The following is a 14563-nucleotide window of genomic DNA, read 5'->3' on the forward strand; positions in this document are numbered from 1 at the left end:
CAAACAATAAAAACGACGGAGGTCATGTGCAATATACCGCAATCATCAAAGACGGTGGTTTGTTTATCCCAAACGTATTTTCAGACCTAAACGATGGTGGCTCGCATATCGTACAAGTAGAAGTCGACATCGCAGACGTCCGTGAGCAATTAGGCGAAGGCACAGTAGCAAAACCAGAAGCATTAAAGAAAGTCGCCACAAAAGTACCGAAAAAACCAGTAAAGAGAGCGACCAAAAAAGACGTACAGAAAGAAATACAGCAACTATCAGATGATGATGGCTTGAGTGCGCTGCGTAAGAGTGCGATCGATGAATTGGAAGGTTTGGATGATGTGGAGCTGAGTGAGATGTTTAAAGCGTATATGAATGACGGACAGACGCCAGAACAGATATCTTTAGAGCACTTGTAATATAATCCAATCAAACCAAATCTAGTCAAAACCCTATAACTTAACAACCCTATCAATGATAAAGGCAGTCCCATGACTTATTCGATTTTTTCCCAAACGCCAAACAATGCGCTAAAAGAGCCGATGTTTTTTGGTAATCCGGTCAACGTGGCGCGTTACGATCAACAAAAGCACCCAATCTTTGAGCAATTGATTGAAAAGCAACTGTCGTTCTTTTGGCGTCCAGAAGAAGTTGATGTTTCAAAAGACCGTATGGACTTTGGCAACCTGTCATCGCATGAGCAGCATATCTTTTTAAGTAACCTCAAATACCAGACCCTACTCGACTCTATCCAAGGTCGTAGCCCAAACGTAGTGCTACTACCGTTAGTTTCAATTCCTGAGCTAGAGACGTGGATCGAGACATGGTCATTCTCTGAGACCATTCACTCACGCAGCTACACCCATATCATTCGTAATATCGTCAATGATCCAAACATCATATTTGATGACATTATGCAAAACGAGCACATCTTAGAGCGTGCTTCTGATATTGCCCAATACTATGATGAGCTGTACCGCAACTCGCAGCTATATAGCTTGTACGGTGCTGGTACGCACAACGTTAATGGCGAGGAAGTGACTGTCGACTTGAGATCACTGAAAAAGCAGATGTATCTGTGTATCGTCGCGGTCAACGTCTTAGAAGCCATTCGCTTTTATGTCTCATTTGCCTGCTCGTTTGCCTTTGCTGAGCGTAAGCTCATGGAAGGTAATGCCAAAATCATCAAGCTCATTGCTCGTGATGAAGCGCTGCATTTGACGGGTACGCAGCATATGCTTAACCTCATGCGCAATGGTCGTGACGATCCTGAGATGGTCGAGATTGCCGCAGAGTGTTATGAAGAAAGCATCGAGATCTTCCGCAAAGCTGCCGAGCAAGAAAAAGAATGGGCAGGCTATCTGTTCAAAGATGGCTCAATGATTGGTCTGAATAAAGACATTCTTTGCCAATATATCGAATTCATCACCAACTTGCGTATGGAAGCCGTTGGCTTACCATCAGTATTCCCGAACTCTAAATCAAACCCTATTCCATGGATCAATACATGGTTGTCGTCTGACAATGTGCAAGTTGCGCCGCAAGAGACAGAAATCAGCTCGTACTTGGTCGGTCAGATTGACTCTGACTTATCAGACAGTGATTTTGATGACTTTGAGTTGTAGAAGATAGTTTTTCAAGATTGAGCTTTTAATATAGTCGATTCATCATAGAATAAGTGTAGTGCTGCTGGGATAAGTTTTGCGCAGCCTCTGTCTGCGTAGGCACAGCAAGCAAGTAAAATTTATCCCAGTAGCACGTTATAATAATTGTACTTATTTTATTTAGGATTGACCATATTATAAAAAGATAGGATAAAACTATGACTTGGGTAATGACCAGTAAGAAGCAATTTTACTTGCATGATGATGAAAGTCTGCTCGATGGACTGCTGCGCACTGGACATGACGTCAATTATCAATGTAAGGAAGGCTACTGTGGCAGCTGCCGGATAAAACGTATCGCCAGCTCACACGTCATTGACTATCCATTCGAACCACTCGCCATGATTGACGAAGATGAAATCCTGCCCTGCTGCTGCCGTGTGCAAGGCGTCATCTATATCAATCATGACCCGATTGAGAAATAGAGCAAAACAAACATAAAAAAGCGCGCTATCTTATGTAGATAGCGCGCTTTTTTATGCTATAAATTAAATGAATGTGCTGTCTCATAAACACATTATGAATCAGCACATGGTTATGACAGATTACTGTGCTGCGGTGTCTTGTTCAAACAGTTTCATCAGCTCTTCACGCATACGATCACGCTCAGCCTTTGACATCATGGGCGCTTCTTCATCGTTCTGAATGCTTCGCTCGGGCATCTCGCCCTCTTCCATTCCGCCTATGCTTCCCTCTTGTAGGACGACAGGACGTTCGACAGGCTCTTGTGCTGGGCGCTCTTCTAGCATTATTTTTACTTGTGCATTTTTACCTTGGCGTAGTATCTGTGCATCAAGCTCAGTATCTGGCGCTTTGCGAGCAACGTACTGGATCAAAGTATTGGCATCGGTCATTTCCACACCATCGATTGTTAGGACGATATCGCCGACACGTAGACCACTCTTCGCCGCTGGACTTTGATCGATGACGTTTAGCACTTCTACGCCTGTTGAGGTCTCAAGCTGCGTTGGATCACGTAGCTGCGATTGGATCTCGATACCTAGCCAGCCGCGACTGACCTTGCCGTCTTTAATCAAGGCATTCATTACTTGCTCAACCAGCGCTGTTGGAATGGCAAAACCAATGCCCATCGAGCCACCAGAGCGTGAGAATATAACCGTATTGATACCGACCAACTCGCCGCGAGCATCGACCAGCGCACCACCTGAATTACCTGGGTTAATCGCGGCATCGGTTTGAATGAAATCTTCGAACTTATTGACACCCAACCCCGTACGTCCAGTCGCTGAGATAATGCCTTGGGTCACGGTCTGACCGACACCAAATGGGTTACCAATCGCCAGTGCCAAATCACCCACGCGAATAGGATCTTCGCGGAAGCCAAGTGGGGTCAATCCTGTCATATCGACCTTGATCACTGCCAAATCGCTATCAGGGTCGGTACCGATGACTCTGGCACGGCTCTTACGACCATCGTTAAATGCGACTGTAATCTCATCTGCCTTTTCGATCACATGAGCATTGGTCACGATATAACCATCTTCTGATACGATCACGCCTGAACCTAAGTTGGTTGACCCTTGATCTTGGGAAGGCCCACTATGATCTTCAAAGAACCGACGCAGTATAGGGTCATCCATATACGGATGCTCTGCCATCGTCTGGGTGGTATAGATATTGACCACGGATTGCGAGGCACGGGCAACCGCATTATGATAAGAAGAAATAGGCGCTGGCGTATCTGCAACTGGTTCTGACGCTTGCTGCTCCGCAGGCGGGGTTCTTGGTGGCTCCCACGTGGCCTCCGACGTCGACTTCATACTCGTGAACAACCAGATAAACGCTGCCAAAACTAGCAGCAATAAGACCCAAGGTAACCATTTTAATAAAGACGCCTTGTTATTGGTGTTCCGGGATGACGACATATAAAACCTCTATAAATTTAATGCACACAGACAGTGAAAAACGAAGTGAGCCAATGGTAACTACTGGGCTGCTATTGACCCATTAATCGTGTGATCAATTGCTCCATCAGCTAGGCAGACTCACATGTATAAATTATAACCGCAATACTATTAAATAGTAACGTATCGTGTACCATTTCAGTTATCCAGCTTATCTGTTTGCTTACACCAGCATGCTAAAATAACTCTGATAAAGGATTAAACTAAAAAACAGCCCTTACAAATAACTCATAATTTTTGCTCACTTGATCGACTGCACTTTACTGCACATATTTCATTGACGATAGGAAAACATAATGACTGCAAATCATACGACAGCTGAATCGAATAATCAAAACATCAGCGTCCAGACATTGACACAGTTCTGTGACGACTACTTATCCGCTAGTGTGTTTAAAGACTATGCGCCAAATGGCCTACAAGTCGATGGTGGACGTCCGATCCAGCGTATCGTAACCGGTGTAACAGCTTGTGAGGCCTTGATTGACGCTGCCATCGCTGACAATGCCGATGCCATCATGGTACATCATGGTTATTTTTGGAAAGATGAGCCTGCCCCACTGACTGGTATGAAAGGTCGACGCGTTCGCAAATTGATGCAGCACGGTATCTCTATGATTGGCTATCATTTGCCCCTTGATGCGCATCCTGTCACTGGCAACAACGCAAAACTCGCTGACATGTTGGATATGACGATCACTGGTGCGCTCTATCCTGCTGAGTCACATCCTGTTGGCAATATCGCTACTTGTACACCGCAAAGTGCCGATGACCTAATAGCAAAGATTAAGCAAGCATTATGGCGTACACCGCTACATATCGCCGCCGAGTATAATTCTAGTAAAGAGGCAGAGAATAAAAGGCTTATCAAACGTGTCGGTATTTGTACGGGCGGCGCGCAAGATATGATTGAGCAAGCTGCCACGATGGGCTGCGATGCGTTTATCTCTGGTGAGATATCAGAACGTACCACGCATATCGCGCGCGAGCTTGGTATTGATTACTTTGCCTGTGGTCATCACGCAACCGAACGTGGCGGCATTCAAGCGCTAGGTGAGATAGTTGCCCAGAAATTTGGTTTGCCCGTGACTTTTATCGACATCGATAACCCAGCCTAACCATTAAATTAGTTATTAAACTTAGTCATCATAAAGCCACCTCAGTAGTAACTGAAACATATAGTGTAAGAAAGCCCATAATATGAGTAGGTTAACCAAGTTTTGACCAATGTAGCAATAATGAGGGCATTTCTTACCGTCTATAGTCCAATTGTTAAGTTTTATCGCTCTTTTCTTAACTTAACTTGAATAATCCACTATATAACCGCATATTAGTACTTGAAGAAAGAACGTTTTGTCATGAAACTTCCCATTTATTACAGCTTCCGGTTATGGCACTAAAATAATGCTGGTAGTCATTTAAGACTTTATCATGCTACAAGTGATAAGCCTTTAAACTGCTATCTATTGAAATACTATGTTTGCACTATATATTTTAGCAACATGGTATTTTTTTACTTTTAGTGTCGCGATGATGGTATTGAATCACCTGTTTGATAAAAAGCGACACAAACTATCAAGCTTGATTATTTTACTTACCCTTATTGCTGGACAAAAAACTTTAACAGCCAGCTATCCTATTACTAGTGAGTCAAGGCATAACCAGCTATTAAAGTTAGCATCGTAAAAACAGATGAATGTATTTGCTTAATTAGCAAATGATTACATCAAGATTTTGCACGATGTCTTTGTCTCAATGACTTAATCATGACCTTACCTGTGTTTGACATATAGTTGTTTGGCCACTAGCCATATTTAGTTATCGATGAAGGAATCATCTGATTTATATCCTTCGCGTCGTTGTGCGTCCAGTTTTTAAAATTAATATAAAAACATTATTTTAGAACGCTTTGATAACGCACCGATAGCTGGCTGACGACAAACTACCCCACTAACTCTTAGAGAAAGAGTACGCTAGTGGCGCTATAGTCAAACAAGATAGAGTGGCATTTTTCCTATTAAAAGGTGCGACTTTATTTAAGATATGATATCGATATATGTAAATATTATGGTCATATATTTGTACGTGTTTTTGCGGTAAGAAGGATGGCTAAAACTAGGAGACATCCATGCAGCGTATTACTTATCGTGTAAAAGTATCTGCGCAAGGGGCCAAACGCCGTATTTCATATTTACTGCGTCCATCTAAACGCCTACTGAACACTAAAAGTAACCTCGTTACATCCGTTAACCCTGTTACTTCAAGTCGTTTTGCCAGAACCAAAAAACTGGCACAAGTTTCTAGTATTGCCCTGCTCTCTTTACCAGCTGAGAGTTTTACTACCATGGATTCACAAGTGCCAACTTATGATCATGTCATGCTGGAGAATACCTTAACCATCGCCGCTGTCCCTGGAGATAGCACTTATTTTGCGACGGACGGTTTTCAGCACGGCTTCGGTTACGATCTGGTACGTACCTATGCTGATGAGCTAGGCGTAGACGTCAATCTAAAAGCCTATGCCAGTGAAAAAGCTGCTCTCAGAGCGGTGAAATCAGGTAATGCTGACATGGCGTTGACGACAGCCAGCACCCAACTCAAAAGCCAGCTAAATTTGTCTTCTGTCAATGTCAGCTGCGGTTATGATGCCAGCTTGACCAAAAATGGTCTACATCCCAAGGTCAGCTGGACTTTCAATTCAGCCAATGATCCGCTATCGCAAAAAGCCAGTTACTTCTTGTGCGACAGTATCAAGCTTGAAAACACCCAGAAGCTAGCGGCCTTTTATAATCAGAACTTGCTAAAAGATGCTTATAGTCAGGATCACTTCCAAAGAACGCTTACGGAAAAATTGCCTGATTATCAATCTTCGTTTGAAGAGCAAGCGCGCAACTACAATCACGACTGGGAATTGCTGGTGGCCATGGGTTATCAAGAGTCACATTTGGACGCCAATGCGGTATCGCCAACAGGTGTACGCGGGCTAATGATGCTGACCAACAATACAGCAAAAGCCATGGGCGTCTCAGATCGCGTCGACCCTTATCAAAGCATTGGTGGTGGCGCACGTTACTTAGAGCAAATGAAGTCAGACTTTGCCGATGTACCCAAAACTGACCGTATTTGGTTTGCCCTTGCTGGCTATAATATGGGGCCGAATGCGGTAAAAAGCATTCAACGTAAACTGAGAGCTCAAGGTATTGATGACAAAAGCTGGGCAAATATCTATGCTTACCTTGCTGAAAACAGAGCGTCCAACAGCCGTTATGGGCAAGCGATGCACTACGTTAGCAACATCAGAAGCTATCTTGAGACTATTAAAACTCAGACTGTTTAAGTGATTGTTTTCTGAGTGATTTTTTAAGTGATTGTTTTTTAGTCTCGTTTTGTCAGCCTTATTGTGTGAGTCTCGTTCTAAGATAGAGTTAAAAAAACCTTTTTGGTGAATTTATTTTAGGATGGAATACACAATAAAAAAAGCGCCTAACGATATCGTTAGGCGCTTTTTTTATTGTTATTTCAATCTTTACAACCGTTTAAAATACGCGGTTAAGACCATTTAGCGCCGCGACGCGATAGGCTTCTGCCATCGTTGGATAATTAAAGGTCGTATTTACGAAGTACTCAAGCGTATTGTTACACTTCATGACCGCTTGTCCAATATGGATGATCTCTGAGGCATGGTTACCGTAGCAATGAATCCCCAATATCTCAAGGGTCTCACGGTGGAATAATATCTTTAATACGCCTGTACGCTCACCGATGATCTGGGCGCGAGCGAGATGCTTAAAGAAGGCTTGTCCCACTTCATAAGGTACTTGCTCATCCGTTAGCTCCTGCTCGGTCTTACCGATACTGGAGATTTCTGGAATGGTATAAATACCAGTAGGAACACTCGATACTGGCTCTGCGTCGCTATCACCAACCATAAAGGCTGCCGCACAGCGACCTTGGTCATAAGCAGCAGAAGCCAGAGATGGCCAGCCAATTACATCACCAGCTGCATAGATATTTTCGATATCAGTACGGTAGGTATCATCCACTTTCAGTTGACCACGACTATTGGCCTCTAAGCCGATAGCCTCCAAGTTTAAGCCTTCCGTATTACCTGAGCGACCATTAGACCAAAGAATCGCATCAGACTTGATTTTTTTACCACTCTTTAAGTGCAAAATCACACAGTCATCGTGAGTCTCAAGATGATCAATCTCTTCGTTATTGCGGATAAGGACGCCAAATTGTCTAAAATCATGCGCTAGCGCATCACTGATTTCACTATCTAAGTAGCTGAGCAGCTTACCCTGATTGTTGATCAAGTCGACTTTATAGCCCAGACCGGTAAAGATAGAGGCGTACTCGCAGCCAATCACCCCAGCACCATAAATGATGATTTTTTTGACCACATAATCCATTTGCAGGATTTTATCCGAATCAAAAACGCGCGGATGATTGAAATCTAAAATCTCAGGACGATAAGGGCGGCTACCAACAGTGATGATGGCTTTGTTAAAGGTAACGGTTTCAAAGACATTTTCATCAAGCTCAACACGAATGGTATGCGCATCGGTAAAGCTTGCCCAGCCATGAATCACTTCAATCTGATTGCGCTCATAAAAGCGAGTATGGGTGCTAACTTGATTGCGTATCACTTTACGAGCGTTCGCAAGCACCTTGTTTAGTGGTACTTGGTGATACTCCATCGCCTTGGTAAACATTGGATCACGGCGAAAGTTAATCAAGTTAAATACCGATTGGCGTAACGCTTTACTCGGAATCGTGCCGACATGAGTAGAGTTGCCCCCGACTTGCTCACGCGGATCGATAACCACGACTTTCTTGCCTGATTTAGCAAGCTTCATGGCGGCCGCTTCACCAGCGGGACCCGCGCCCAACACCACCGCATCATATTCAAACTGATGCTTGTCGCCCTTGATACGCTCAGAGTCTCTAGTAAATCCTGACTTTACATCAATACGGGTATCGTCTAGCGGATTGACCAAGTCAGGGTGGTGCATGATGTCATCGGTGACTTGCTCATGTGTTTGTTCGATTTTTTCTTTTTTATTTTTGTCTTCCGTATGTTCAGGATTTGGCGCGGCGCCGCTTTTTTTATTAGATACTTCGGTATGAATGTCTTCACCAGTGTCATTGGTAGCATCGCTAGTATTTTTGCTTCCCATTGTGTCCTCTTTATTTCTTTGTTTGTCTGTCTTTAGGCTATGAATGAATCAATGCAAAGATGCTTCAGGGTCATGCTGCTAAGGAGTGCCCACCATACGTTGTGATAGTATGTTTTGCAATGTCCAATGCCCTGTCAAGCTTTGTTTGCCTTCATCTATTTGTGGACGTGCACTAATTATATACTCGGTGCCAAGGCTCGGTTTAAAATCATCGATCCAATCATAAGGAATCTGAAACACGCTGCCATCTTTGCTCGATTTGGCCAACAAGCACTGCATCGGTAACGCTGAAGCGCACGCCACACGATTTGGCATGACAGTAAGCGTTTGCGCTTCACCCAACACAATCGTTGGAACATAACGGGGCTCAGGTACTGGCTCACGTGCAAATGGCGAGGTTTGACAAGCACTAAGCAAAGTCGCCGCGCTTAATAACAGGCTAGTAAGTAATAATGGTGTCTTTCTAGACTTATAAGATGAACTCATAATATTCTCTATATGGTAAAGGCATTGTTTTAAGTGAAATTATTTTAAATGAGACTGTTTTATACAAAATGGTACAAATTATTTTTGTCAACACTAGCGTCTTATTAGCCGCCAGCATTAACCAATACGGCGTTTAAGACCCGTCATCTGCAAGATACGTGTGGCAATTTCTTCAACCGACATCTCTGAGACGTCTAAGCTAGGAATACCATGAGTGATATAAATACCTTGTATCGCCCGCTGCTCTTGCTGACACTGCTGATAGCTTGAATAACGACTGCCTGCACGGCGTTCTTGACGAATTTTGACCAAGCGATCGGTATCAATGAGCAAGCCAAACAATTTGTCTTTGTGCTCACGCAACGCTTTTGGTAATTGATTGTCGTACAAATCATCTTCGGTCAAAGGATAGTTGGCCGCACGGATACCGAATTGTAAGGCTAGATATAATGACGTTGGGGTTTTGCCCGAGCGTGAGACTCCAACCAGAATAATATCGGCCGCGTCATAATGACGTGTGCGTGCGCCATCGTCATTGTCCAAGGCAAAATGAACCGCGTCGATACGTTCCTTGTAGGTTTCGGAATCGACATCATCGTGTGCATGACCTGAGTGTCCGTCTGGCTCCACCCCAGTCTCTTCGGCAACACGACCAATCAAACCCTCGTACATATCTAAGTTACAGCTGGTCGCTGAGTTGATTTTTTCGCGAATTTCAGAGTTAACAATGGTATCGAATACCAAAGGCAACACACCATCGCGTTGATAAGCCATGTTAATTTGCTCAACAGCGTCTTCGGCGCGCTCTAAACTATCGACATAAGGCAGTACGCGCGTCTCAAAAGGAACGGAAGCAAACTGACTTAAAATAGCACGTCCAAGAGTCTCAGCCGTAATAGCCGTACCATCAGAGATAAAAAATGCACTTCTTATGGTTTGCGAATTGTCTAAGTTCAACGCATCATGATTTTGTATCGTCGGCTTATTTTGTTCAGATAGATTGCTTGAGTACATAACTTTGATACCTCGGTTGAAACCCTAATATTGGCCTGTGACTGGCTTATTTTTTTGACTGTCTTTTGATCAGTCATCATATTTTAATGATTGATTCAATTATTCGCGCAGGGCGTTTCACTTTTCATTATACGCATAATAGAAGCTCAATAGAAATCAATGTTGTCGGCAAGCGACGACAAACACCTCACTCTTTCTTTCGATATTGTCCTGCACAATTTCCTTTTATTGACTATACAAGTACCCATAATAAGTCCCCAATATAAGTCCCAATATTATGTTCTATATATAGTAGTAAAATTCTAAGAGTACTTTTGGATATATTTTACTCATTTTTAGGGGTTTTGATGACAATTATGGCACCCTGTTATTTTGGTAGCGTTGACATTTTGGCTCGGCCTTAAAAGTAAAACCGTCAGGCAGCTGACGTAAATTATGTAGCAAACCCGACAATTTGTATCTTTTTGACGAATTTTTTGGTTCTAGGTCTCGAAATTATCCAAATATAGGGGTATAATTGACCGTTATAATCTTTACTAAATAACCTTATTTTCTGGAGTTATCATGGCAGCGCAATCTACAGCACTTGTAATCAATCTTGATCAGCTAGGAAAAGACGACATTGAGATGGTCGGCGGTAAGAACGCCTCATTAGGTGAAATGATCAGCCATTTGTCTGATTTGGGTGTTAGTGTTCCAGGCGGATTTGCCACCACTTCAAATGCATTTAACCGTTTTTTGAACGAAACTGGCTTGCTTGACAAAATCAACAGCGAGCTAAAAACATTAGATGTTAATGATGTAAAAAAACTTGCAGAAACGGGTAAAAAAATTCGTACGTGGATTATTGAGCAAGAGCTGCCAAGCGATCTAGAGCAAGAAGTGCGTCAGTCATTTGAAACCATGAGTGGCGGTGATGACATCGCGGTTGCTGTCCGTTCTTCTGCGACTGCCGAAGATTTGCCAGATGCCTCATTTGCCGGTCAGCAAGAGACTTTCCTAAACATTCGCGGTATTGATAACGTTCTGATTGCCATTAAAGAAGTATTTGCGTCTCTTTATAACGACCGCGCAATCTCTTATCGTGTACACAAAGGTTTTGAGCACGAAGGCGTTGCATTGTCTGCTGCTGTACAGCGCATGGTACGCTCAGAGACGGGTGCTGCTGGTGTGATGTTCACGCTAGATACAGAGAGTGGTTTTGATCAAGTGGTCTTTATCACCTCAAGCTATGGCCTAGGTGAAATGGTCGTACAGGGTGCGGTTAACCCAGATGAATTCTATATCTCTAAGCAGTTGCTAGCCAATGGCAAGCCTTCGGTTATTCGCCGTAACCTAGGCAGCAAGCATAAGAAAATGATCTACGGTGATGAAGGCAGCACGACTAAGTCTGTTAAAACCGTTGATGTTGAAAAACAAGATCGCATGCAGTTCTCGCTATCTACCGAAGAGCTGACCTCACTTGCCAAGCAAGCGATGACCATTGAAAAGCATTACGGTCAAGCGATGGATATCGAATGGGCAAAAGACGGCGATACCAATGAAATCTTTATCGTTCAAGCCCGTCCAGAAACCGTAAAAAGCCGCCAAGACAGCAATGTCATGGAACGTTATATCATCAATACAACTGATGCAAAAATCTTGTGCGAAGGCCGCTCAATTGGTCAACGCATTGGTGCGGGTAAAGTACGTATCGTTAGCAACCTAAACGAGATGGACAAAGTACAAGACGGCGACGTCCTCGTATCAGACATGACCGATCCAGATTGGGAACCAGTCATGAAGCGTGCCTCTGCCATCATCACTAACCGTGGTGGTCGTACCTGTCATGCAGCTATTATCGCCCGTGAGCTTGGCGTACCGGCTATCGTCGGTTGTGGTAATGCCACTGAGCTGTTGGTTGATGGTCAAGATGTCACTGTTTCTTGTGCCGAGGGTGATACTGGTTTCATTTATGAAAGCCAAATTGACTTTGAAATACAGACCAACTCTGTTGAATCTATGCCAGATCTTGCCTTCAAGATTATGATGAACGTTGGTAATCCAGATCGCGCCTTCTCTTTCACCCAAATGCCGAACGAAGGTATTGGTCTTGCGCGTCTTGAATTCATCATCAACCGTATGATCGGTGTGCATCCAAAAGCTTTGCTAAACATGAACAGCTTGCCACGTGAGATATCACAAGCAATCCAAGAGCGTATCGCTGGTTATGCTTCACCTGTTGACTTTTATGTTGATAAATTGGTCGAAGGCATCTCAACACTAGCGGTTGCCTTTATGGATCAGCCAGTTATCGTTCGTATGTCAGATTTTAAATCAAACGAATACGCTAACTTGCTTGGTGGTAAGTTATACGAGCCGTCAGAAGAAAACCCAATGTTGGGCTTCCGTGGTGCCAGTCGTTATGTCTCTGATAACTTCCGTGATTGCTTTGAGCTTGAGTGTAAAGCCCTAAAGCGCGTACGTGATGAGATGGGTCTGACCAACGTCGAAATTATGATTCCATTCGTCCGTACCGTTGACGAAGCCGCCCAAGTTATTGAGTTACTCGAGAAAAACGGTCTAAAACGTGGTGAGAACGGCCTACGCATCATTATGATGTGTGAGCTACCAACCAACGCGTTATTAGCAGAAGAGTTCTTAGAACACTTCGATGGCTTCTCTATCGGCTCTAACGATTTGACTCAGCTAACGCTTGGTCTTGACCGTGACTCAGGTATCGTCTCGCATCTATTTGATGAGCGTGACCCTGCTGTTAAGAAGTTACTGTCTATGGCGATTGATGCTTGCCGCAAAGCGGGTAAGTATGTCGGTATCTGTGGTCAAGGTCCATCAGACCATCCAGATCTTGCGTTCTGGCTCATGGAGCAAGGTATCAGCTCAGTGTCATTGAACCCTGATTCAGTACTAGATACTTGGTTCTTCTTAGCTGGTGAAGAAGCAAAGTAAGCCGTAATTTAAGTCACAGCGGTAATTCACACAGTCATTGAAGATACAACCATTAGGGTCTATTTGAAAAATCTTGAATAGACCCTAATACTATGTCTTACAGTAGCGACTTAATATATGACTAACTATGCAGGCAATTATGCAGATTTTCTTAGCTCGAAATAACGTACAAGCCGGTCCATATAATTTGGATCAGCTCAATATTATGCTGACGTCTGGTGAAGTTTTACTGGATGATTTGATCTGGCACGAAGGCTTAGACCAATGGCAGCGAGTTGGTAACTTGACAAACAATCAAGGGGTTTATCGACCTACTAGCATCAGCAGCCCTGAAGTTAATGACTCTATTGTCAATAATGTCACCGTGTTTCCCGAAGATACTGAAACCAGTGGCGCTAAAGACGGAAAAAGCGTGTCCTTAGACCGACTATATGGTAAGCCTGAACGTCCAAAAGACAATGCCAAAACAGATATGACCAGCAACCGTCATCACACACCGCATAATAATGTGTCATTAAATAAAACGGCTGCTAATAAGAATATCACAGCCAAAGATAAGGTCGTTGGCGATGTAGTACTAGCCCCGATCATGTCACGCATATTGGCAACTGCGCTCAATGGCTTATTGTACTTGCTAGCCATCTTTCCACTTGGATTAGCATTAACCAAAATGGATGTAGACTATAGCAAGTTTCAAAATATCCAAGACATGGATGCCGCTTATCAATATTCAATGACGCTGATGGAGAGCCTTCCTAGCAGCACATTGATGATATCGCAAGTCATGGTTTTTGGCTTGTTTGCGTTACAGTTAGTATTTATCACCATGCGTGGTCAATCACTGGGCAAGCTGATTACAGGTATTCGCGTCGTGGATCAAACCACGCATCGTCTGCCTTCTTTTATCAAGCTTATCGGCACACGTACTTTGCTATTGTTCATTATTTACAACTTACTGTTTTCATTCACCAGCTTTTTAGGTTTTGTGATTGTCGCCATTCATTATTATATGGCCTCAAAAAGCCCGCAAAATATCGGCTGGCATGACAAGCTTGCCAAAACGTTGGTGGTAAAAGCAGATAGCAGTCAATTGGTAAAACAGCCCAAAGTAAAATAGCAACGTTTTGAGCGTTTTATCAAAAATAAGTCTTAGATGATGTCAAAAAAGTAGCTTTTTATCGTGGCTTTTTATTGATACAGATCATTGATACAGAAAAATTTATTGTTTTCATGTTTTTATTGGCAGCTACGCAACGATTAACCTTTGTGTTAATCGTTGCGTACTGTTATAATACGGCGCTTTATAAACTAAGCTTTTTTCCTATTATATTTTGTTATATTTGATGGGAATACA

The 14563-nt window shown here is 43.3% G+C and carries 11 protein-coding genes; 7 read left to right on the top strand and 4 right to left on the bottom strand.

What is annotated here, in order from left to right:
• The first annotated feature begins 26 nt into the window (after window positions 1-26).
• The 3 genes from AAEY72_RS02560 (at window position 27) to yfaE (ending at window position 2080) form a co-directional block, all read left to right on the top strand.
• Window positions 27-410 carry a hypothetical protein gene (locus AAEY72_RS02560; protein WP_352309334.1) on the top strand — a complete coding sequence of 128 codons (384 nt, stop codon included), beginning with the start codon at window positions 27-29 and terminating at the stop codon, window positions 408-410.
• 72 nt (window positions 411-482) lie between these two features.
• Entirely contained in the window at window positions 483-1616 is a 1134-nt protein-coding gene (gene nrdB / locus AAEY72_RS02565; protein ID WP_352309335.1) for a class Ia ribonucleoside-diphosphate reductase subunit beta, read from the top strand.
• Window positions 1617-1813: 197 nt separating this feature from the next.
• Window positions 1814-2080, top strand: a complete 267-nt coding sequence (yfaE, locus tag AAEY72_RS02570; protein WP_010198781.1) for a class I ribonucleotide reductase maintenance protein YfaE — start codon at window positions 1814-1816, stop codon at window positions 2078-2080.
• Between the two features lie 120 nt (window positions 2081-2200).
• On the opposite strand, the gene AAEY72_RS02575 is transcribed toward yfaE, so the two are convergent.
• Window positions 2201-3541, bottom strand: a complete 1341-nt coding sequence (locus tag AAEY72_RS02575; protein WP_352309336.1) for a S1C family serine protease — start codon at window positions 3539-3541, stop codon at window positions 2201-2203.
• A gap of 335 nt (window positions 3542-3876) precedes the next feature.
• Between AAEY72_RS02575 and AAEY72_RS02580 the strand changes: the two genes are divergently transcribed.
• Together AAEY72_RS02580 and AAEY72_RS02585 are read left to right on the top strand one after the other, a co-directional pair.
• Window positions 3877-4698: a Nif3-like dinuclear metal center hexameric protein gene (locus AAEY72_RS02580; protein WP_352309337.1), complete on the top strand. Its 822-nt coding sequence runs from the start codon at window positions 3877-3879 to the stop codon at window positions 4696-4698.
• A 1010-nt stretch (window positions 4699-5708) separates the two neighbouring features.
• A complete protein-coding gene (locus AAEY72_RS02585; RefSeq protein WP_189581371.1) occupies window positions 5709-6917 on the top strand; it encodes a transglycosylase SLT domain-containing protein in 1209 nt (402 codons plus the stop codon).
• A 199-nt stretch (window positions 6918-7116) separates the two neighbouring features.
• Here the strand turns inward: AAEY72_RS02585 and sthA are convergent, their stop codons facing one another.
• The 3 genes from sthA to ppsR form a co-directional block, all read right to left on the bottom strand.
• The gene (gene sthA, locus AAEY72_RS02590) at window positions 7117-8760 is read right to left on the bottom strand and encodes a Si-specific NAD(P)(+) transhydrogenase (protein WP_227669838.1); all 1644 of its coding nucleotides are present in this window, start codon (window positions 8758-8760) and stop codon (window positions 7117-7119) included.
• Window positions 8761-8838: 78 nt separating this feature from the next.
• Window positions 8839-9246, bottom strand: coding sequence for a DUF4377 domain-containing protein (locus tag AAEY72_RS02595; protein WP_010198794.1), 408 nt, complete (start codon window positions 9244-9246; stop codon window positions 8839-8841).
• A gap of 117 nt (window positions 9247-9363) precedes the next feature.
• Complete coding sequence (gene ppsR / locus AAEY72_RS02600; protein ID WP_227669839.1) at window positions 9364-10260, bottom strand: posphoenolpyruvate synthetase regulatory kinase/phosphorylase PpsR; 897 nt, start codon at window positions 10258-10260, stop codon at window positions 9364-9366.
• 564 nt (window positions 10261-10824) lie between these two features.
• Here ppsR and ppsA point away from each other — a divergent pair.
• Both ppsA and AAEY72_RS02610 read left to right on the top strand, forming a co-directional pair.
• Window positions 10825-13209, top strand: a complete 2385-nt coding sequence (ppsA, locus tag AAEY72_RS02605; RefSeq protein ID WP_189581369.1) for a phosphoenolpyruvate synthase — start codon at window positions 10825-10827, stop codon at window positions 13207-13209.
• Between the two features lie 127 nt (window positions 13210-13336).
• Window positions 13337-14326, top strand: a complete 990-nt coding sequence (locus AAEY72_RS02610) for an RDD family protein (RefSeq protein WP_352309339.1) — start codon at window positions 13337-13339, stop codon at window positions 14324-14326.
• The last annotated feature ends 237 nt before the right edge of the window (window positions 14327-14563 follow it).

Source organism: Psychrobacter sp. W2-37-MNA-CIBAN-0211 (assembly GCF_040309405.1).
Taxonomy (GTDB): Bacteria; Pseudomonadota; Gammaproteobacteria; order Pseudomonadales; family Moraxellaceae; genus Psychrobacter; species Psychrobacter glaciei.

Coding starts and splice junctions, on each gene's coding strand:
- nrdB (WP_352309335.1), top strand. CDS start 483: ATGACTTATTCGATTTTTTCCCAAACGCCAAACAATGCGCTAAAAGAG.
- yfaE (WP_010198781.1), top strand. CDS start 1,814: ATGACTTGGGTAATGACCAGTAAGAAGCAATTTTACTTGCATGATGAT.
- AAEY72_RS02575 (WP_352309336.1), bottom strand. CDS start 3,541: ATGTCGTCATCCCGGAACACCAATAACAAGGCGTCTTTATTAAAATGG.
- AAEY72_RS02580 (WP_352309337.1), top strand. CDS start 3,877: ATGACTGCAAATCATACGACAGCTGAATCGAATAATCAAAACATCAGC.
- AAEY72_RS02585 (WP_189581371.1), top strand. CDS start 5,709: ATGCAGCGTATTACTTATCGTGTAAAAGTATCTGCGCAAGGGGCCAAA.
- sthA (WP_227669838.1), bottom strand. CDS start 8,760: ATGGGAAGCAAAAATACTAGCGATGCTACCAATGACACTGGTGAAGAC.
- AAEY72_RS02595 (WP_010198794.1), bottom strand. CDS start 9,246: ATGAGTTCATCTTATAAGTCTAGAAAGACACCATTATTACTTACTAGC.
- ppsR (WP_227669839.1), bottom strand. CDS start 10,260: ATGTACTCAAGCAATCTATCTGAACAAAATAAGCCGACGATACAAAAT.
- ppsA (WP_189581369.1), top strand. CDS start 10,825: ATGGCAGCGCAATCTACAGCACTTGTAATCAATCTTGATCAGCTAGGA.
- AAEY72_RS02610 (WP_352309339.1), top strand. CDS start 13,337: ATGCAGGCAATTATGCAGATTTTCTTAGCTCGAAATAACGTACAAGCC.